This is a genomic window from Streptosporangium sp. NPDC003464 (genome assembly GCF_053588315.1).
Genome location: NZ_JBSFPS010000188.1, coordinates 1 through 20,125 on the forward strand (window position 1 = coordinate 1; position 20,125 = coordinate 20,125).

Below are 20,125 nucleotides of genomic sequence, written 5' to 3' on the forward strand. Positions count from 1 at the left end.
CTCGTCGACGCCAGCCTCTACCTCCGCTGACCTGGAAGGACTCCTCATGGCGGCATTGCCCACGCAGGTCCTCACCGGCGCCGGGTCCTACCGTCTGATCAGCATCGCGATCTGGTACGAGCCGATGCCCACGCCGAACACGACCAGATACGGCGTGTCGAGGGCGTCGGCGGAGGCGTCGAGCGTCACGGCGGCGGAGGCCACGGTGAGGTTGCCGTACAGGCTGAGCGTGTCGCGGTAGCGGGCCGGGCGGAGGCGCTCCTTCCAGTGGTCGATCAGGACGTCGGAGGCCTGGTGACCGATCACCGTCACCTCCCCGGCGGTGATCCCGTTGCGGTCGAGCAACCGCTCGACGAGGTCAGGCGGCCCGTCCATCCCCGAGGACCGGAAGGCCGCCACCCCGGAGTCGGGCTCGATCCGGTAGGTGGGCCGGGCCGTGCCGCCGTCGTCCGGGCGGACGGCCATCGTCATCGCGCCGTACTCGGCGCTGTTGGTGTCGGAGATCCAGTCGAGGATCACCATGCGCGTGGAGCGGCGGAGCACGGCCGCGCCCGCGCCGTCCCCTATCGTCCCCGCGTGCGGGTTCCGGCTGTCCACATGGCGGCTCCAGTTCGACCCGACGGTCACGAGGGTGTGGGCGAGACGCCCGCCTCGCATGGCCTCCCAGCCCAGGGCCAGTGCCATGACGAAGGTGCCGAACTCGCAGTTGATCGGCACCACGAGCGCGTGGCGTCCGAGCCCCAGGTCGCGGTGGACGCGGAACAGCCCGTTCGGGCTCAGGTATTCGGGGACGGTGATGTACCCGTACAGGCCGTCGACCTGCTCCGGGGTGACGTCCGCGTTCTCCAGGGCCCGGCGGCAGGCCGACACCGCCAGGTCCTCGACCGCCTCCCCGGGCCCCAGGACCCGGCGGGTGCGGGCCCCGCTGAACAGCTCGCTCTCGGCCGACGGCGCGGACGCGGTGGATCCCGCCGCCACGGACGTCCCCGGCAGGGCCGACCCCAGACCGGCGATGCCGATCCCGGCGCGCGGCCCCCCGGCCGTCACGCGTCCCCCGCCACCGCGGTGAACCGCTCCCCGTAGGGAGGGCTCACCCGGTGGTCCGTCTTGACGACGACGACCTGTGGCCGGGACCGCCCGGCCGCCGCGGCCCGGGCCGCGCGCATCGCCTCCCGGAACGCGGCGACGTCGCCGACGGGGTGGGCGTCGGCGCCGAGCGCGCGGGAGAACTGGACGAGGTCCACCGGCCCGAGGCCGTAGTGGTCGTCGTCCAGGGGGAAGGCGCCCCCGCTCTGCTCGTGCTCACCGTGGTTGACCATGCCGAGGTAGCCGTCGTCGAGCACGACGAACACGGCCCCCACCCGGTTCTTCGCCGCGGTCCGCACCTCGTTGCCGTTCATCAGGAACGAGCCGTCGCCCAGCAGCGCGATCGCGGCGCGCTCCGCGGTGCCGATCCTCCCGCCGACGACCGCGCCGCACGACCAGCCCATCGAGGACAGCCCGCACGGGTAGAAGATGCGGGTCGGCGGGTCCACGACCAGGTAATGGGTCGCCCACGCCGTGCAGTTGCCCATGTCGACGTAGAGATCCTCCTCTCCGGTGAGCAGGTCGTTGAGGGCGAGCATCACCGCCGCCGGGGACACGCCGGACCCGCCCGCCGCGGGGACCGGCCCGTACGGCGGGCGCCGGGCCGCGGCGGGGACGGCTCGGGCGGCCCCGCCGGAGCGGGGCAGCTCGCGGTAGAGGGCGCGGAGGAAGACCTCGGCGTCGACGTGGAGATGATCGCCGCCTTCGAGGAACCGGCCGAAGACCGAGGGGTCCAGGTCGACGTGGAAATAGGTCGAGGCGCCGGTGAAGGCCCGGTCGTAGCCTCTGGTCGCCCACTCCCCGAGCCCGCTGCCGATCACCACCAGGGCGTCGATCCCCGCCGCCGCGTAGCTCGCCGCCCGCTCGGTGCCCGCCATCCCCAGCACGCCGAGCGACAGGTCGTCGCTCTCGGAGAAGACGCCCTTGCCGCGCAGACTGGTCGCGACGGGCACCCCCAACGCGTGGACCAGCCGCCGGAAGGAGGAGTGGCCGGACCGCAGCGCCTCCCTCGCGCCGCCGCCCAGAAAGATCAAGGGGCGCCGTGCCTGCGAGAGGGTCCGGATGACGCGCCGCGCCTCCCGGGAGTCGAGCTCCACAGTGGGCCGCCGCGGCGCCGCCGAGACCTTCTCGGTCCCGGCCCCGTTCCCGACGGGTCTGCGGGCGAGGTCGGCGGGGACGGCCAGGTAGGCGGCGCAGGGGCGGGGGCCGGTGGCGACGTTGATCGCCTGGGTGAGGACGCGCGGGAACGAGCCGGGGTCGCTCACGCCGGTGGAGTATCCGGTCACGTGGGAGTACATCGCGGCCGTGTTGACGCCCAGATCGCTGCTGTCCTGGATGGCCCCCAGGCCGAAGCGGTCCGTCGGGACCTGGCCGCCCACCACCAGCAGCGGGACCTGGTCGCGGTGGGCGGAGGCGACGCCGGTCAGCGCGTTGAGGGCGCCGGGGCCGGCGGTGACGAGGCACACACCCAGCTTCCCCGTCGAGCGAGCGTACCCGTCCGCCATGAAGGCCGCCCCGCCCTCGTGGGAGGCGATGACGAACCTGATCCTCGGGTGTCCGCGCAGGGCCTGGATGAAGGCGGATATGTTCCCGCCCGGGATGCCGAACACCGCGTCCACGCCCATGGCGTCGAGCCGGTCGAGAAGAAACTCCGCCACGGTCGTCCCGTCCTGGGACCGTGCTCCGATGCTCCGCACCGACATGCCTCCTGGGGAACCTGAACTGCGCATCATCCGATGACATGGTCATCGCATGCCTGTCCGCAGGTCATCACTCCCCAGACTGACATCACATCCCCTTGAAAGGGGAGTTTTCGGATCTGTCGCCGATATCCGGATCAACCGGACGGCGCGGCAGTACGGCCGCCGCCCGGCGCGGCCTGGGTGACGGGCAGGTCCTGGGCGGTGGCGACGCGGACCAGGATCTTCCGCAGGGCCGTCGCCTGCGCGGGGTCGAGGGCGTCGAGCAGCTCAGCGTCGACCTGCTCGGCCAGGCGGGTGGCGGACAGGACCAGGGCCCGCCCGTCATCGGTGATCTCCACGACCTGCCGCCGCCGGTCCGCGCTGTCACGCACCCGGCGCAGGGCGCCGACGGCCTCCAGCTTGTCGAGCACGTCCACGACGACGCTGGGCGTCACCCCGACGGCCTGCGCAAGAGCGAGCTGCCCGAGGGGAGCGGGGCTCAGCAGTTCGAGGACGGTGGTGGCGGCCGGCACCGGGTCGGCGGCCGCGGCGTAGGCCGACAGCACTCTGAGAAGCGGGCTCCGCGCGGGGCGAACCATTTCCGTCTGCTGGGGCTGTTGCGCGAGCATGCCGTGGTGACCTTGCTGCGGTGCTGTAGAGGCGCCTGATGGATGATGTGAGCCCTGAACCCAGGCTGATCTTGCTGTGCGGGCTGCCTGGCTCCGGGAAAACGACACTGGCCAAGCGCTTGGCGAGAGAGCTTCCTGCGGTGCGGCTGTGTCCGGACGAATGGATGGCTGATCTCGGCATCGACCTGTTCGACGAGAACATCCGCGACCGGCTTGAGCGGCGGTTTTGGGAGCATGCTCAGGATCTGTCGAGGCTAGGGCAGAGTGTGATCTTGGAGTTCGGCTTCTGGGCGCGTGCTGAGCGCGATGAGAAGCGTCTGGGAGCCCGCGCACTCGGTCTTCCCGTCGAATTGCATTACCTTGCTGCGCCGGTCGACGAGCTGTGCCGCCGTCTGGAAGCCCGTAACGGTGGGACAGCCCCGGTCAGCCGCGAGCTGCTTGAGGAGTATGTGGAGATCTTCCAGGCTCCGGACGCTGACGAGCTCGCTCTTTTCGACGAGCCGCTTCTGGGTCAACGTGGATGATCGGTGCTTGCGGTGTGGGGTGAGACGGGTCAGGGGACTCGGCCACTGTAAGTCTCCCCGGCAGGGCCAAGACCGGTCAGATCTTGTCGTTGTGCCTGGCTCATGAGGTCAGCAGGCGTCGCGGGCCGGTGCCCGCTCAGGCCGGTAGTACCGAGGCGGTGCACCTGACATGCCTGACATGCCGGAAGCCCCCCGAATACTGTGAGGGCAAGTACGCGCCCATGTTACTTGTCTTAAGTGACTGATCACTTAGAGTCACTAAAGATAAGCGTGGACGTCGACGTTCTTGCCCTTCTCGCCGCTGGTGACGTCGCGGCCCACCACGGCGCCGCCGTCGACCTGCTGCAAGCCGCCCTGCCCGACGACCCCGAGCGCATCTCCTCCTGGCCGGTCTACGCTCGGCTGCTGCCACACGCCCAAGCTGTCCTGGACGCCGGCTCCGACGCCATGGGCGCGATCCTCAACTACTTGGGTGCCAACGGCGACCACCGCTCCGCCCGATCCCTGCAGCACCGCCAGATCTCGTCTTGCTGAGCGGGTGAAAACCCGTAGTCACGCACACACACCTCCACGGCTACATGATCATCCATGGGTGGTGCGTTGACCCATTAAAGATGCCGTCGTTTGTGAGAAATTCGGGTTGCGATTCCCGCCCGGCTGAGTGTTACGTTGATCTGCTTTGCTCCGATCGGAAGGAAAGCAGATGGACGTCCCCTCCTTGCACAGCCGGTTCCTCAGCGACACGCTTCCTCGGATCCGGCAGGATGCGCGCGTGGCCGGCGTGGCGATCACCGGGTCGATCGTGGGAGGCCGCCCCGATGTCTACTCGGACGTGGACCTGATCCTGGTCATCGATGACGAGGCGTACGACGCGGTCATGCGGGAGCGGCTCGTGCTGATCGGTTCCTGGGCCTCGCTGGTGGCCGGATTCACCGGGGAGCATGTCGGCGAGCCGCGCGTGATCATCACGCTCGTCGGGCCGCCCCTCCTGCACGTCGACTTCAAGTTCGTCCGTGCCTCCGACTTCGCCGAGCGGATCGAGGACCTGGAGATCCTGTGGGACCGGGACGGCCTCCTGGCCCGCGCCCTCGCCCAGCAGCTGCCGGTCACTCCGGCGTTCGACCTCCAGTGGATCGAGGACCGGTTCTGGGTCTGGGTGCACTACGGCGCGACGAAGCTCGGCCGCGGGGAACTGTTCGAGACCATCAGCTTCCTCACCTACCTGCGCGAGACCGTGCTCGGCCCCCTGGCCGCCCGCCGGGTGGGCGCGATCCCCCGCGGTGTACGCCACCTGGAGACCATCGCGCCCGAAGAGGCGCACGCCCTTCAGGCAACGCTGTGCGGCTACGACCGTCACGGAGCAGGACGGGCGCTCCTCGCCACCGTCGATCTCTACCGCCGATGGTCCGATGCCGGTGGAACGATCGTTGAACGGCGCCACCATGCCGAGAAGCTCGCCATGCAGTACCTCCACGACGTCATCGATCAGGGCCGCTGACTGAAGCGGGCTGACACACAGCCAACTGAAGTACCTCGCCGCCCCCGTCGGCTCAGGTTCTCCATCCCGTCCCGGTACGCCTGGTAGATGGCGCCCCTTCCTCACCCATGGCCGGGCATTCCCCGGCCCACCTCACCCCGGTCAACGATCCAGCCGCCCGGGGGCGACGCCGAGGCATGGTCTTTCACGCCCTGTTTGACAGTGCGGCCTTCACCGGGGAGGCCCGGTTCGGCGGGGCGGCCTTCACCGGGACCGCCGAGTTCGGCGGGGCTATGGCGATCAACCACACGAAGCGTGATGCATGGCTGGACGGGTGGCGGCCATGATCAACTGGCGTGCGAGTTTGTCGAGGTCGGGATCCTCCGCGAATTCGTCCATACGGTCCCACAAGCTGCCCTTCAGGTAGGCGAGCGGCCAGGCGTGCCACGACCTGGTGGCGGTGACGATCTCGGCCGGGATCGTCCTCCAGGGAACGTGGAGGCCTTCTCCGACCTCGCCGAGGCCATCATCACCGTCCGTAACCTGATCCGCCGAGCCTGGCGCACTCACCGCTGGGACGCCCAGCCCCATCGACGCCGGTGACCGTCACCTATCCGCGCGACCGCTCAGCTGAGGATCACTGAGACTCACCGAACGGTGCCCCGATGCTCAGGCCGGGATCCAGTTGCCGTGGAAGCCGGCCGGGACGCGGACCGGGACATGCACCTCGGCCAGTGGCGGCGCAGCCAGGTCGGCGGCGTCCAGGATGGCCAGGTAGCTGCGGTCGGTGGCCCGGTCGTGGGCGAAGGTCATCAGGTAGCCGTCGTTCTCCCCGGCCGCGCCCGCCGCCACGAACACCGCCTCGCCGCAGGTGTGCCCGGCCGGTAAGCGGTGCACCGCCCGTACGCCGCCGTCGGCCAGGTCATAGGCGTAGATCTCCGACCGCTCCGGCTCGGCCTCCAGGGCGAAGCTGGTGGTGTAGCCGTAGCGGTGCGGCAGCCCGATCGCGCTGTCGGCGACACGCGGGTACTCGCTGGGCGCGTCGTCGATGGGGGCCTCCGCGACCGTGCCCGCGCGCGGGTCCAGGGTCCAGCGGTGCAACGTGGGCAGGCCGCCGCCGACGTCCTCGGGGCCGCCGCGCCACAGCGACGGCACCCGGGTGCCGGTGACCGTGATCGTGCCGGTGGCGGGGTCCTCGAAGGCATTCATGGTGTGCCAGACGTAGCACGGCGCGATGTCGAACCAGCGTACGGGCGCGTTGTCGCCGGCCGTGCGCGGCAGGACGCCGAACCTGGCCTGATGGGCGTCGTCCCAGCGCCATGGCGGTGCACCGGCGGCGGCCTGGGCCGCGTCGAAGACGACCGGCAGGTCCAGGAAGATCACGTGCTCGCGGGTGACGGCGAAGTCGTGCATCATCGTCGCCCGCGGCACGTCGATCACCCGCGTCTGCACCACCTTCCCCGCAGCGTCGGCGCGGTAGTACGTCAGGTACGGCGGGCGCAGCCGGTAGCCGAAGAACAGCAGCTCACCGGTGATCGGGCAGGTCTTCGGGTGCGCGGTCATCGGCGTCTGCAGTGTCCCGTCAAAGGTGTACGCCCCGATGGTGGCCAGGTCGGGCGTCACCTCGTACGGGAAGCCGCCCTCCTCCAGCGCGAACAGCCTGCCGGCGTGCGCGATCAGGTGCGTGTTGGCTGTGGTCACCCGGTAGTCGATCCGGCCCGTGCCGGGATCGAAGGCGAGGGCGAACCGGGACTCGCCGGGGTGCTCGTACAGCGGCGTGCGGACGTACCGGTTGCGGTACCAGCGTGCCCGGCCGCCGTCCAGCGCGATCGTGTGGATCATGCCGTCGCCCGCGAAGGAGTGCGGCGACCAGCCGGTGCGCGGGTTGGGCCCGTTGCGGAAGAACTGGCCCGACAGCTCAGCGGGGATCTCGCCCGTCACCCTGGCGGGCTCCAGCGTCACCTCCTCCGCGATCGGCGCGTTGTTGCCCGCGAGATGCGGCGGGACGGTCTCGGCCATGGTGGATCTCCTGTCGGCGTGGTCGGGGGACGCCGACAACCATGCGCGGGGAAATCCGCGAAGAACAGTCTTGTTTTGCCGGACGCCGTCAGCCGCCCGGCGTACGCGCAGGCCAGGGCGGTGCGAGGATCTTCGGCGGCAGGCTCGGACGGAGGTCGTGACGAGACCGGCGCGGGCACCCGGCTCGCCGGCGTCCGCGGGAGCTCCCTCTGCGGACGGACGGAGCGAAGATGCTCAGGAGTGGGCGAGGACGGCCGAGGGGCGGGTACGGCGCTGGTAGGAGCGGGTGCAGATGGCGAGTGAGAGGCCCAGGCCGGCGAAGGCGAGTCCGCCCACGTAGCCGACCCAAGGGGACCAGCCTTCGGCGTCGCCGACCGTGAAGCCGACGGCCGAGGCGATCAAGGTGGCGAAACCGTAGGGGGTGAGGGCCAGCGCGCCCACCCAGCCCGGGACGGGCAGTGCCCAGCGCGGCAGCCGCTCACCCCAGGGGCGGGCCAGCGCCGTCAGCAGCAACACCCCGCCGAGGGCGCCCAGCACGGTGAAGTCGACCCCGTGCTGCTCCATCCACACCAGTGCCTCGGGTGCGCCGTTGGCGCGCATCCCAGCGCCGAGATCACCGGCCGGTCGGCCGGCGTTCCCGCCGAACGCCCAGTAGGTCTTCATCAGGATGTAGGGAGCCAGCGCAGCGATTCCGAACCACATAGCCTTGGGGGACTTCATCGAGGTCATGCTGCTGAGCCTGGAACAGCCCCGGGTCCGGAACCTCCCTCCGGGGGACCAGTTGGCTCCCCCGCAAGGGGGATCAACAACGGCCGGGATCTGGCAGGTGTAGCCGTTGCGGATCAGCAGCTTGCGCATGCCTTGGAGGGTGTAGGTCAGGTGAAAGCGCCGGCGTGCAGCCTGGTGATGAGCTCATGCGCGACGTCCAGGAACTGACCGCGCGAGGACGTCGTCGTCTGCAGGTCGACGAACGCCTCGTGGGCACCGGCCTGGGCGAGGGTCAGCAGGTAGTCACCGATCTGCTGCACGGTTCCGGCGTGCGGCACCTGGTCGTCGGGCGCGGGGGAATCGGTGATCTGCGGATTGACGCGCACCACCATTCGCAGGGCCGACGGGTCCCGGTCGACGCGTGCCGCGGTCTGCAGCGCCACATCCCACAGGGAGGTCAGATAGGACATGGGCATCGCCGCGCACAGCCAACCGTCGGCTCGCCGGCCGATCCTCTCCAGAGCCGGGGGCGTGTAACCGGCGAGCAGGATCGGGGGGCGCGGCCGCTGGAAGGGCTTGAGGTCGATGTGCGACGGCGGCACGGTCCAGAGCGTGCCCTTGTGCTCGACCACCTCACTGCTCCAGACGGCCTCCATCAGGTCGAGCGTCTCTTCGAGCCGGCCTCCCCTCCCTTGCCAGGGCACCCCGGTCGCGGTGTATTCGTCACGCAGCCATCCGAGACCGATGCCGACGTCCAGCCGTCCGCGGCTGAGCAGGTCGAGCGAGGTCAGCATGCGGGCAAGCAGGACCGGCGGTTGCCACAGCGCGTTGAGCGTGCTGGTTCCCAGCCGGACCTCCCGTGTGCTGACCGCGGCCAGCGTCAATGCGGTCAGCGGGTCGAAGAACGTTGCGAAGGCCGGAGGGATCTCGCCGTCTCCTCCTGGGTAGGGATCGCTGGGTGCGAGCGGCACCATGATTCGATCACCCGCCCACAGGCTGCTGTAGCCCATGGCCTCCAGGTCCGTGCTGGCCTGCCGGATGAAATCCGGGTCGGCGAAAGCACCGTACTGCGGGACTGCGTATCCGATCTGCATGAGAAGTTCCTTGGTAATTCGCCATGGAAAGCCGGGCAGGACCGAGGCGCATATTGCGTACGCATCTCAATCCCTGGACGCTCTTGGTCGAGCGTCCAGGGAGACGTTAGGCAACACCCCTTGGATAGGACTTGGAGCAGGCTGGCATCCCAGGGTTGAGGAACCTGCGGACAGCCGTCAGCGCTGAGAACGATCTTGGAGTCTCAGCGCTGAAAGATTGACCAGACAGTGCCTGTGCACTGTCCAGTGTCCGCCTTGAATGCGTCACCGCCGGCCCGCCGCCTGCGGTCAGGCGCCCTGGGGCGGGGCGCCGTCTGTCTCCTCCCGGAGCAGGCGGCCCGCTCCCTCCCGCGTCGTCCTCAGCCGCCACCCGTCCGGCCACGCATGAGCGGCTGCGGGATCGACCACCACAACCCCGTCGAAAGCCTCAGCTGAAGCGGGTCCGTCGAGCCAGACGCCCTTGGTGAAGGTTGCCCTGCCGAGCCGGGCGTCCTCATGAAAGGTCGCCTCGCCGAACCGGGCGGGCCCATGGAAGGTCGCCTTGTCGAAGACGGCGTCGGTGACGTGACTGCGGACCAGGTCGAAGTCGAGGAGGGTGGCGCCGGTCAGGTCCAGGCTCATCCCCTCCCAGGAGGGCGGTGCGGCTGGGAGGGTGGAGCGCTGGTCTGCGGGGCGGTCGTCGTGCGGGTGGGTGGTCAGGATGCGCTGGGCGGTCAGCCGCACCTGCAGCTCGCCCTCCCGGTCGTCGCTCTCCTGCCGTGGCGCGGGTTCGGCGGGCGGGGCGATGCCGGCGCGGGCGGCTTGGTAGCGGCGCCGGGCCACCCGCAGCGCGGCCGTGCGGTCCCGCTCGGGATCAGGGGCGGGTGCGGGCTCAGGCGGTGTGTACGGCATGCGCAGGTAGGCGCAGATCACGTTGACGATGGTCTGCCGATGCCCGGGGTTGTCCTGGGCCATCCGCTCCAGCGCGTACAGGCCGGCCAGCCGGACAGCGGCCGCCTCGTGACCGAGCTGCTCGGCGGCCTTGGTGTACAGGTCGGTGACCCGGCGTTCGGTGGCGTCGTGTTTGGTGTTGTCGGCCACCTGCTCGGCCAGCGCGGCGTTGCGTTCGGCGATCTGCCAGGTACGGCGCGACGGCGTCGGCTTTGAACTCGGGCGGGTGGACCTCCATGGCCACCAGGAACTCCTCGGTCTCCAGATCTCCATGATCTGGCACTCAAGGTGTCCACATCTCAGGGGGAGGCCCCGTCCACACGTCAGCAGCGGTCGGCCGAGCGCGGCACTTGGTCGCGCAGGCCAATGTCCCGACCATTTACTTTGGGTGTTCTGACAAACTTCGGCGCTTCACCCCCCTGCCACCATGTCGGGCATGGATGTCGCAGAGAGGTTGTCTGACCTGGTGCACTCGTCGGTGCGGCCAGGAGGTCCCGGGCTCGCGATCGGGGTTTACTCCGACGGAAAGCTGATCCACCACGCAGCTGCCGGAATGGCCAGCGTGGAGTTCGAGGTGCCGATCGACACCCGGACGCGGTTCGACATCGCGTCGATGAGCAAGCAGTTCACGGCCACGGCAGCCCTGCTGCTGTGCCGCGACGGGCGGCTCTCGCTGGACGACGACATTCGCAAGCACCTGCCGGAGCTCAAGCTGTCCGTGCCGGTGACCGTCGCCCAGTGCCTGCGTCACACCGGTGGCCTGCGGGAGTGGCTGTCCCTGTCCATGCTGGCCGGCCGGTCGCTGACCCGGATAACGCAAGCCCAGGCGCTGGCCTTCGTCGCCGGGCTGGCCGAGGTCAACTTCGAGCCGGGTACTGACTTCTCCTACTCCAACACCGGCTACATCCTCGTGACGTCCGCCATCGAACGGATCACCGGGCAGTCGTTGCGCGCGTTCACGACCGAGCGCATGTTCACCCCGCTGGGCATGACCGACACCCACTTCCGTGACGACAGCCAGGAGCCGCTGGCGAGGTACGCCTACGGCTATGACGTCTCGGAGCAAGGGGTGCGCCGCGCGGACACCGAGGAGTGCGCCGTCGGCGACGGCATGATCGTGACCAGCGTCGCCGACCTGGGGCCGTGGTTCGGCTTCCTCCACGACGGCCGGGTCCTCGGCGCTGACGTACGCGACGCGCTGCTCGAACGGGACGACACGGATGCTCCGTATGCCCTCGGTATCTACCACACGACGGTCAGCGGGCAGCCCGCGTTCGGCCATGCGGGCGGCGCGCCTGGCTATCTCTCTCAGCTGCTCCTGCTGCCCGAGCAGGGCATCGGCATCGCGGTGCTGACCAACAACACCTCGATCGACCCCGGCAGAGTCGGCTACCAGGCGCTGCGCCTGGCCGCCGGGCTGCCCGACGAGGCCCGGCCCGCCCTCGTCGAAGACCAGGCGGCGGCCGAGGCGCTGAGCGGGTTCTGGCACGACTCGGGCACCGAGACGACATTCCAGGTCGAGCAGGCGGACGACGGCAGGATCACGCTGACCGGCGGCGGCCACCTCTCAGGTACGTTCGCGCTCACGAGCGACGGGACCTGGCACGGTGGGGACAACCGGCTGCAGGTGATCGACGGCGAGATCAGGGCGGGGTCGATCTACGCCCCGGGACGGGCCCGCGCCTTCCTGCCCTGTGCGGCGCCGGTCGAAGGCGCCATGCTGCCGGCGGCCGTCTACCTCAGCCCCGAGGTCGGAACCCTGGCCACGATCACCGATGAAGGTGTCCTGGAGCTCGGGCTGAGCCTGGTGGCGCCGATCGAGCCGGCCCCCGGCGGCTGCTTCTCCGCCGGCATGGTCACCCTCCGCCCGGACGGCGACGACCTCCTGGTCAGTATCCCCGGCACATACCGGCTGCGGTTCGTCCGCCAGCCCGACGGCACCCGCCCGGTCGGTGTGCCACCGGGGCTCAACCTCACGGCCTGAGCACGTACGGACTGACGCCACGGGGGCGAAGTAGCACCACTCCATATCACATCCCAACCCACACAAGGCGGTATTCGATGTCTGCCAAGCTCCGATCTCTGCTGGCCGGCGCGATGTGTGGCGTCCTGCTGTTATCCGGCTGCGCCACCAACGGCGGCGGTGGTGGCAAGGCGAACGCCGACACGCTCACCCTGGCCACCGCGGCCCCGCCGAACGTGCTCGACATCGCCCACGGCTTCAACACCTCGTCCACCCTGGCGCAGTTCGCCATCCTGGACACGGTGGTGACGCTCGGCGAGGACGGCTCGATCCAGCCGTCGCTGGCCGAGTCGTGGACCGAGCCGAAGCCCGGCACCTACGTCTTCAAGCTCCGCTCCGGCGTGGTGTTCTCCGACGGCTCCCCGATGACCGCCGACGACGTCGCCTACTCTCTGCGACGTCACACCGACCCCAAGATCGCCTCCCAGGCGGCCAGCGCGGTGACCCTGGTGAAGAAGGTCGAGGCCACCGGCGAGCACGAGGTGACGGTCGAACTGAAGAGCCCGAACCCCACCTTCCTTTTCAACATGGCGCTCGTCTGGCAGGTGGTGCCCAGGAAACTGGCCGAGGCCCACCCCGCCGACCTCGGTACGCCGGAGGCTCCCACGCTGGGCACCGGCCCGTACAAGGTGGCCTCCTTCAGCGTCGACGGGCTCACCCTCGAACGCAACGACAAGTGGTGGCGCGGCCGAGCTCCCATGGCCAAGGTCAAGATCACCGCCATCAGCGAGCCCGAGGCCTTGCGGCTGGCGATCGCGTCGGGCTCGGTGGACGGCACCATGGAGGTCCCGCCGCAGGACGCCCGCAAGTGGGAGGGCATGAAGCAGGTCAAGGTCCGCTTCTACCCCGGCATGGCGATCGCCTTCCTGGCGCTCAACGTCAAGGACAAGTACCTGTCCGACGTCCACGTCAGGCGGGCCATCGCGCACGCGGTCGACCGCGAGGCCGTCCAGCGGACCGCCGTCGGCGACAAGGCGTCGGCGGCCTCGACCATCCTGCCGCTGCCGCAGCTCCAGGCCCTGTACGGCAAGGCGCACGAGCAGGTGATCGCCTCGCTGCCCGCCTACCCGCACGATCTGGCGGCGGCCAAGGCCGAGATGGCGCAGTCGGCCTACCCCGACGGCTTCACGATCAAGGTCACCTACGCCACCGACGATCAGCGCGTCGACGCGCTCCAGTCGATCGCGGCCGACCTCGCCAAGATCGGCATCCGGGTGGAGCTCAAGGGGATGCCGCACGATGCCGAGCGGGCCAAGCGTTTCCGCCACGAGGACCTCACCCTGAGTCTTTCGGAGCTCGGCTACGGCACCCCCGACCCCGGCGAGACGCTACCCGACCTGCTCGGCAGCACCGCGGCCAAGCCGCAGGGCTTCAACTTCGCCCAGTACACCAGCCCCGAGCTGGATACCAGGCTGGACCGGATGCTGAGCCTGAAGGGCGAGGAGCGCAAGCAGGCGGTGACGGAGATCCTCACCGAGACCGCGAAGCAGATGCCCTATGTCCCCCTCTACTACGTTCACTATGGTATTGCGCTGAATGAGAAGTTCACTGAGAAGATCGGCCCCTGGACGATCCAGCAAATTGCCTCCATCAAGCCTGCCGGCAACTGAGCACAGAGCGGAGTAGGCAGATGGACCTCGCCAAAGTGGCGACCAAGCGGCTGGGCGCGGTGGTGGTACTGCTGCTGGCGCTGTCCGTGCTCACCTACGCGCTGCTCGCCCTCGCGCCGGGCGGGCCCGAGCAGGCACTGCTGGGCGATCGGGCCTCCACGCCCGAGACAAGGGCGGCGATCCGCGCGCTGTACCACCTGGACGAACCCTTCCCCGTGCGTTACTGGGAGTGGCTGACCGGGGCGCTGTCGGGAGACTTCGGCAGCTCCATCTACTTCCGGCAGCCGGTGTTGTCGGTGATCGGCGATCGGCTGCCGGTCACCACGACGCTGGCCGGTTTCGCGATCCTGCTGACCCTGGCCGTCGGCATCCCGGCGGGGCTGGCCGCCGGCCTGCGCCGCGGCGGTGCCCTGGACCAGGGCATCACCTTCAGCACCCTGGTCGCGCTGGCCTTCCCGCCGTTCGGGATCGCGCTGGTCCTGCTGTACACCTTCGGGGTGGCGCTGCAGTGGGTGCCGATCTACGGCTCCGACCAGATCAGCAACTACGTCCTGCCGGCGACCGCCCTGGCCATGGGCCAGGCGGCCATCGTGATCCGGCAGACCAGGGCCGCGGCCCTGGACGTCGGCGGCCAGGACTACGTCACCTTCGCCAGGGCCAGAGGGCTGTCGCGGCTGCGGATCTGGGGCGGCTACTCGCTGCGCAACGCCGCTCTGCCGGTGCTCACCGTCGCGGGGCTGCTGGCCGCGGGGAACCTGACCGGCGCGGTCTTCGTGGAGCAGGCATTCAGCCTGCCCGGCCTCGGCAGCCTGCTGATCCAGGCCGTCAACCAGAAGGACATCCCCTTGGTACAGGCACTGGTCCTGCTCGGCGGCACCGTCGTGATCGCGGTGAACCTGCTCGTCGACCTCGCCTACATGGTGGTCGACCCGCGCGTCAGGCATGGAGCCTCCACGAGGGCGGAGGCGTGAGCGCCGTGGCGGCGCCGGCCGCAGGAAGCAGGATCGCGCCCCGCCGGGTGCTGGGCCTGATCTCCCTGGTCGTGCTGGTGGTCATCGCGCTGGCGACGCTGCTCGGCCCGTGGCTGGCGCCCTACGACCCCGGCGCCCAGAACGCCGCACTCGGCGCCGTGGGGCCGGGTGCCGACCATCTGCTCGGCACCGACAACCTCGGCCGCGACGTGTTCTCGCGGCTGCTGGCCGGGGCGCGCACCGCGCTGATCGGCCCGATCTTCATCGCCGCCGGGACCACCGCGCTGGGCACCACGCTGGGCCTGCTCGCCGGGTTCCGGCGGGGCTGGCTGGACGCGATCATGATGCGGCTGACCGACCTGATGTTCGCCCTGCCAGGGCTGCTCATCCTCATCGTGGTGGTCGGGGTCGCGGGCGGGTCGTACGTCACGGCGGTGGTCGCGCTCATCGTGCTCGGCGCCCCCGTCGACATCAGGGTGATCCGCAGCCTCGCGCTCAGCCAGCGGGAACTGGCCTACGTCGACGCGGCGCGCACGATGGGTCTGTCCGACCGGCGGATCATGTTCCGCCACGTGCTGCCCAACCTGGCGCCGACGGTGACCTCCAACCTGCTGCTCAGCTTCGTCTTCGCGCTGATCGCCCTGTCAGGCCTGTCCTTCCTGGGCATCGGGCTGCCGGCCGGCACCCCGGACTGGGGGCTGATGATCCAGGAGAACCGGACGATCCTCGACCTCAACCCATGGGCCGCGGTGGCGCCCACCCTGCTCATCACGATCACGGCGGTGGCGGCCACGATCCTGGGCGACAAGATCTTCGAGCGCCTCAGCGCCGGGAAGGAGCTCACCGCATGAGCGACGAGCTGCTCAGGGTCAGCGGGCTCACCGTCAGCCTCGCGGACCGCCGGATCGTCGACGACGTCGACCTGGTGGTCGGCTCCGGTGAGACCGTGGGCCTGGTCGGCGAGTCAGGCAGCGGGAAGTCGCTGACCGCGCGGGCGGTCGCCGGCCTCCTGCCGCCGACGCTGACCGCAGGCGGTTCGGTACGGATCTCCGGGACCGAACTGATCGGCGCCTCGGAACGGGCGCTTCGCAAGATCCGCGGCCGGCGGATCGGGCTGCTCATGCAGGACCCGTTCGCGATGCTCAACCCACTGCTGACCGCCGGTGCCCACATCGCGGAGTCGCTGCCGCGCGGAGCCAGGCGCGACAGGCAGGAGGTGGTCCGCCGCCTCGCCGAGGTCGGCATCACCAACCCCGACGTGGCGCGCCGTTACCCCTTCCAGCTCTCCGGCGGCATGCGGCAGCGGGTCGCCATCGCCGCCGCCCTCGCGGGAGATCCGGAGCTGCTCATCGCCGACGAGCCCACCACGGCGCTCGACGCGACCATCCAGCATGAGATCATGCAGCTCCTGGCCCGCATCCAGGAGTCCCGTGGCATGGCCGTCCTCCTGATCACACACGACCTGCGGGTGGCCTTCCAGCTCTGCGACCGGGTGCAGGTCATGTACGCCGGTCGAGTCCTCGAATCAGGGGAGAGCAAGGCTCTGGCCACCGGTCCCGGACATCCCTACACCCTCGGCCTGATCAGTGCCCTGCCGGCCGTGGAACGCACCGCTGTCCGGTTGGAGGGCATCCCGGGCTCGGTCCCCAGGGCCGCGGACGTCGCCTGCCAGTGCGCCTTCGCCGACCGGTGCGGCCAACGGCAGGACGACTGCCTCACCGATCGGCCGCCGCTGCGACTGCTGGACTCCGGCCGGCTGACGGCCTGCAGGTACGACGTGGTTCCTACCGGGTCGGTCGCCGCGCCCGCGACCGTGCCCTCCGCACGCAAGGCCTCCTCCGGCGGCCCGCTGCTGCTGGTCGAAGGCCTGCGCAAAAGGTACGGCCAGGCCGTCGCGCTGGACGGCGTGGATCTGCGGATCGAACCGGGAGAGCGTCTCGGGCTGGTCGGCGAGTCAGGCTCCGGCAAGACGACGCTGGCCCGCTGCCTGCTCGGCCTGGTCGACCCCAGCGGCGGCAGCATCCAGCTCGGCGGCATGGACACCACGCGGCTGCGACGCCTGCCCGCCGCGCGGCAGCGTGAGGTGCGGCCCCTGGTGCAGTGCGTCTTTCAGGACCCGTCCACCTCGCTCAACCCGGCCATGACGGTCGGCGCGACCCTGGCAGAGGCAGCCGCCCTGGCCGAGGAGCAGAACCGGCGCCCGGTCGGCGAGATGCTGGAGCTGGTCGGCCTGCCGAGCGGTTACGCCAAGCTGCGGCCGCGTCAACTGTCGGGCGGGGAGAAGCAGCGGGTGGCCATCGCCCGGGCTCTCGCGGTCGGCCCGGCGCTGCTGATCTGCGACGAGCCGACCGCCTCGCTGGACGTGTCGGTGCAGGCCCACATCCTTGAGCTGCTGCGTGCCGTCAACTCGGAACTGGGGACGGCGCTGCTGTTCGTCACACACGACCTGGCCGTTGTCCGGCAGGTCACTGACCGCATCGTGGTGTTGCTGCACGGCAAGGTGGTCGAGACCGGTGTCACCGCGTCCGTTCTGGACTCGCCCGGCCATGATTACACCCGCCGGCTCGTCGCCTCGGTGCCGACCTTCGCGAGGAGCGACGCATGAACGACCTGATTCTGACCGGCGGCCAGGTCTACGACGGATTCGGGAACCCGCCCATCACCGCCGACGTCGCCGTCTCGGCAGGCCGGGTGACCGCCGTCGGCGCCGGGCTCGGGCCGGCCAGGCGGACGGTCGACGTGGACGGGCTGGTCGTGGCACCCGGGTTCGTGGATCCGCACAGCCACTCGGACAGCGTGCCGTTCCTGCCGGACGCCCAGCCGTTCAAGCTGTTCCAGGGAGTGACCACGGAGATCGTCGGCAACTGCGGCTTCTCCATGGGGCCTGCCGACCCGGCCACGGCGGGGCTGGCCCCGGTCAGCCTCGGGGGGCAGACGTTCGCGACGTTCGCCGAGTATCTGGACGCCGCTGAGGCGGCAGGGCCGAGCAACCACCTCGCCGCGATGGTCGGGCACAACACGGTGCGGCTGATGGTCGCGGGCATGGATCGGGAGCTGCCACCCGGTGGGCTGGACATGATGCGCGCGCATGTGGAAGAGGCGTTCAGGGCGGGAGCCTGCGGGTTCTCCAGCGGGCTGGAGTATGTGCCCGGCGCCTACGGCGACAGGGCGGAGCTGGTCGCCCTCGCGCTGGTCGCCCACCGGTACGGCGGGATCTACGCCACCCACAGCCGTAGCGAGAGCGAGGGCCTGGCCGACGCGCTCGACGAGGCGATCGAGGTGGCCAGGTCCGCCGGCATCAGGTTGCAGGTGTCGCACTGCAAGGCGTCCGGGCGTGCCGTACACGGGTCCGCAAAGATGATCCTGGACAAGCTCGCCCAGGCCAGGCGCCAGGGCGTGGACGTCTGTGGCGACCAGTACCCCTACCAGGCGTTCTGCACCGCCCTGGCCGCGATGCTGCCTCCCGAGGCCTGCGAGGGCGGGATCGACGCGATGCGCGCCAGGCTGGCCGACCCCGCCACCAGGGCCGCGCTGCTGGCCACGGCCGAGGGGCCGTCAGGGACCGGCGTCGGGCTGTGGCGCGAGCTCCACCCCGAGGACCTGCAGATCCTGGAGCACACCGACCCGGCGGTGGCCGGCCGGACCCTGGCCCAGGTGCTGAACGGGCGCGAACCCTGGGACGCGCTGTGCGACCTGCTGATCGCCGACCCCCACGCGGCCACCGTGTGCCACACCATGCACGAGGACGACGTACTCGCGATCATGGCGGACCCGCTGGTGGCCATCGGATCAGACAGCGGCCTGCCGTTCGGGACGAACCACCCGCGCACCTTCGGCACCTTCCCCAGGTTCCTCGGCGACTACGTCCGCGACCAGGGCGTGGTGGGGCTGGCCGAGGCCATCCGCAAGGTCACCTCCGCCACCGCCGCCCGGTTCGGCCTGGCCGACCGGGGCTGGCTCGGGCCGGGCGCCGCGGCCGACCTGGTGGTCCTCGACGAGGCCGCGATCGGCCACGCCGGCACCTACGAGCAGCCGGACGTCCGTCCGACCGGGATGGTGCACGTCCTCCTTGAGGGCGAACCCGTGATCGTCGACGGCGAGTTCACCGGGGTACGGCGTGGCCGGATGCTCCGATCAGGGCGCCGATGAGCGTCCCGGCAGGCATCACGCCGGGTGTGCTCCTGCGCTCATGCCCGTAGTTTGGTGTGGATCATGGAGGGGCGGAGGGGTCGGGGTGCCGTAGTGAGGCCATCCGGGCCGCCACCGCCCGCACCGGGGAAAACGCCGGGCGACCGGCCCGGTCCTCATACAATGACCCGATGGTCACCCCCGTGAGCGGTCCCGAAGTGAGCGACGCGTTGCGAGTGCTGCACCGCGTCTTCGGCTACGACTCGTTCCGGGAAGGCCAGCAAGAGATCATCGACCACGTCGTCGACGGCGGCGACGCGCTGGTGCTCATGCCCACCGGCGGCGGCAAGTCGCTGTGCTACCAGATCCCCGCCCTCGTGCGAGAGGGCGTCGGCGTGGTCGTCTCCCCGCTCATCGCGCTCATGCAGGACCAGGTCGACGCCCTGACGGCGCTCGGCGTGCGGGCCGGGTTCCTCAACTCCACACAGGACTCCGACGAGCGCCGGGAGGTCGAGTCCGCCTTCCTCGACGGCGAGCTCGACCTGCTCTATCTGGCTCCGGAGCGGCTGCGGCTCGACTCGACGCTGCGGCTGCTCGACCGCGGCACGATCTCCCTGTTCGCCATCGACGAGGCGCACTGCGTGGCCCAGTGGGGACACGACTTCCGCCCCGACTACCTCGCCCTGTCCACGCTGCACGAGCGCTGGCCCGCCGTGCCCCGCATCGCGCTGACCGCGACCGCCACCGAGGCCACCCACGCCGAGATCGCCTCCCGCCTGAACCTGGAGAAGGCCCGGCACTTCGTGTCGAGCTTCGACCGCCCGAACATCCAATACCGCATCGCGCCGAAGAACGAGCCCCGGCGCCAGCTGCTCACTCTGCTGCGCACCGAGCACTCCGGAGACGCGGGCATCGTCTACTGCCTGTCGCGCTCCTCGGTGGAGAAGACCGCCGAGTTCCTGGTGGGCAACGGCATCCAGGCGCTGCCGTACCACGCGGGGCTCGACGCGCGCACCCGGGCCGCCAACCAGGCGCGCTTCCTGCGTGAGGACGGCCTCGTCATGGTCGCCACCATCGCCTTCGGGATGGGCATCGACAAGCCCGACGTGCGCTTCGTCGCCCATCTCGACCTGCCCAAGTCCGTCGAGGGCCGACGCCCATCCCGCACGACCCGTGCCGGTCCGCCCCGCGCGCCAGCTCCCGGGCCCGCCCCGCCGCCACGTGGTACGGCGTGGCGAGCAGGG

General features: G+C 70.3%; 17 protein-coding genes and 1 pseudogene. 11 read left to right on the top strand and 7 right to left on the bottom strand.

The features are described 5' to 3' along the window. Positions 1 to 87 precede the first annotated feature (87 nt). The 3 genes from ACWDS7_RS32725 to ACWDS7_RS32735 all read right to left on the bottom strand — a co-directional run bounded on the left by ACWDS7_RS32725 (position 88) and on the right by ACWDS7_RS32735 (position 3,397). On the bottom strand, positions 88 to 1,047 hold the full coding sequence (locus ACWDS7_RS32725; protein WP_451932397.1) for a hypothetical protein: 960 nt from the start codon (positions 1,045 to 1,047) through the stop codon (positions 88 to 90). After that, entirely contained in the window at positions 1,044 to 2,783 is a 1,740-nt protein-coding gene (locus ACWDS7_RS32730; protein ID WP_451932398.1) for a thiamine pyrophosphate-binding protein, read from the bottom strand. The genes ACWDS7_RS32725 and ACWDS7_RS32730 overlap by 4 nt, the downstream gene beginning before the upstream one ends. A gap of 140 nt (positions 2,784 to 2,923) precedes the next feature. After that, entirely contained in the window at positions 2,924 to 3,397 is a 474-nt protein-coding gene (locus ACWDS7_RS32735) for a MarR family winged helix-turn-helix transcriptional regulator (protein WP_451932399.1), read from the bottom strand. A 38-nt stretch (positions 3,398 to 3,435) separates the two neighbouring features. Here ACWDS7_RS32735 and ACWDS7_RS32740 point away from each other — a divergent pair, with 38 nt between their 5' ends. The 4 genes and pseudogenes from ACWDS7_RS32740 to ACWDS7_RS32755 form a co-directional block, all read left to right on the top strand. Continuing rightward, a complete protein-coding gene (locus tag ACWDS7_RS32740) occupies positions 3,436 to 3,921 on the top strand; it encodes an AAA family ATPase (protein WP_451932400.1) in 486 nt (161 codons plus the stop codon). Positions 3,922 to 4,191: 270 nt separating this feature from the next. Beyond that, positions 4,192 to 4,455, top strand: a complete 264-nt coding sequence (locus ACWDS7_RS32745; RefSeq protein WP_451932401.1) for a hypothetical protein — start codon at positions 4,192 to 4,194, stop codon at positions 4,453 to 4,455. Positions 4,456 to 4,624: 169 nt separating this feature from the next. Continuing rightward, positions 4,625 to 5,419: a hypothetical protein gene (locus ACWDS7_RS32750; RefSeq protein ID WP_451932402.1), complete on the top strand. Its 795-nt coding sequence runs from the start codon at positions 4,625 to 4,627 to the stop codon at positions 5,417 to 5,419. A 474-nt stretch (positions 5,420 to 5,893) separates the two neighbouring features. Then, positions 5,894 to 6,001: pseudogene (locus tag ACWDS7_RS32755) on the top strand (IS5/IS1182 family transposase); the annotation flags it as partial. Between the two features lie 66 nt (positions 6,002 to 6,067). Here ACWDS7_RS32755 and ACWDS7_RS32760 read toward each other — a convergent pair. From ACWDS7_RS32760 to ACWDS7_RS32775, 4 genes are all read right to left on the bottom strand, one after another. After that, on the bottom strand, positions 6,068 to 7,417 hold the full coding sequence (locus ACWDS7_RS32760) for a carotenoid oxygenase family protein (protein ID WP_451932403.1): 1,350 nt from the start codon (positions 7,415 to 7,417) through the stop codon (positions 6,068 to 6,070). Between the two features lie 234 nt (positions 7,418 to 7,651). After that, positions 7,652 to 8,296: a hypothetical protein gene (locus ACWDS7_RS32765; RefSeq protein WP_451932413.1), complete on the bottom strand. Its 645-nt coding sequence runs from the start codon at positions 8,294 to 8,296 to the stop codon at positions 7,652 to 7,654. After that, positions 8,293 to 9,219: a TIGR03619 family F420-dependent LLM class oxidoreductase gene (locus ACWDS7_RS32770; RefSeq protein WP_451932404.1), complete on the bottom strand. Its 927-nt coding sequence runs from the start codon at positions 9,217 to 9,219 to the stop codon at positions 8,293 to 8,295. Before ACWDS7_RS32770 ends, ACWDS7_RS32765 begins: the two co-directional genes overlap by 4 nt. A 288-nt stretch (positions 9,220 to 9,507) precedes the next feature. Continuing rightward, positions 9,508 to 10,422 carry a pentapeptide repeat-containing protein gene (locus ACWDS7_RS32775; protein WP_451932405.1) on the bottom strand — a complete coding sequence of 305 codons (915 nt, stop codon included), beginning with the start codon at positions 10,420 to 10,422 and terminating at the stop codon, positions 9,508 to 9,510. A gap of 163 nt (positions 10,423 to 10,585) precedes the next feature. Between ACWDS7_RS32775 and ACWDS7_RS32780 the strand changes: the two genes are divergently transcribed. The 7 genes from ACWDS7_RS32780 to ACWDS7_RS32810 form a co-directional block, all read left to right on the top strand. Then, positions 10,586 to 12,133 (top strand): serine hydrolase domain-containing protein, encoded by a 1,548-nt coding sequence (locus ACWDS7_RS32780; RefSeq protein ID WP_451932406.1) that lies wholly within the window; start codon positions 10,586 to 10,588, stop codon positions 12,131 to 12,133. Between the two features lie 77 nt (positions 12,134 to 12,210). Then, positions 12,211 to 13,782, top strand: a complete 1,572-nt coding sequence (locus ACWDS7_RS32785; RefSeq protein ID WP_451932407.1) for an ABC transporter substrate-binding protein — start codon at positions 12,211 to 12,213, stop codon at positions 13,780 to 13,782. A 20-nt stretch (positions 13,783 to 13,802) separates the two neighbouring features. Beyond that, the gene (locus tag ACWDS7_RS32790; RefSeq protein WP_451932408.1) at positions 13,803 to 14,753 is read left to right on the top strand and encodes an ABC transporter permease; all 951 of its coding nucleotides are present in this window, start codon (positions 13,803 to 13,805) and stop codon (positions 14,751 to 14,753) included. Then, entirely contained in the window at positions 14,750 to 15,604 is an 855-nt protein-coding gene (locus ACWDS7_RS32795; RefSeq protein ID WP_451932409.1) for an ABC transporter permease, read from the top strand. Before ACWDS7_RS32790 ends, ACWDS7_RS32795 begins: the two co-directional genes overlap by 4 nt. Then, entirely contained in the window at positions 15,601 to 17,358 is a 1,758-nt protein-coding gene (locus ACWDS7_RS32800; RefSeq protein WP_451932410.1) for a dipeptide ABC transporter ATP-binding protein, read from the top strand. The genes ACWDS7_RS32795 and ACWDS7_RS32800 overlap by 4 nt, the downstream gene beginning before the upstream one ends. Beyond that, positions 17,355 to 18,902, top strand: a complete 1,548-nt coding sequence (locus ACWDS7_RS32805; protein ID WP_451932411.1) for an N-acyl-D-amino-acid deacylase family protein — start codon at positions 17,355 to 17,357, stop codon at positions 18,900 to 18,902. Before ACWDS7_RS32800 ends, ACWDS7_RS32805 begins: the two co-directional genes overlap by 4 nt. A gap of 170 nt (positions 18,903 to 19,072) precedes the next feature. Then, positions 19,073 to 20,125 (top strand): RecQ family ATP-dependent DNA helicase (locus ACWDS7_RS32810; RefSeq protein WP_451932412.1); only part of this gene is annotated, 1,053 nt, incomplete at its 3' end.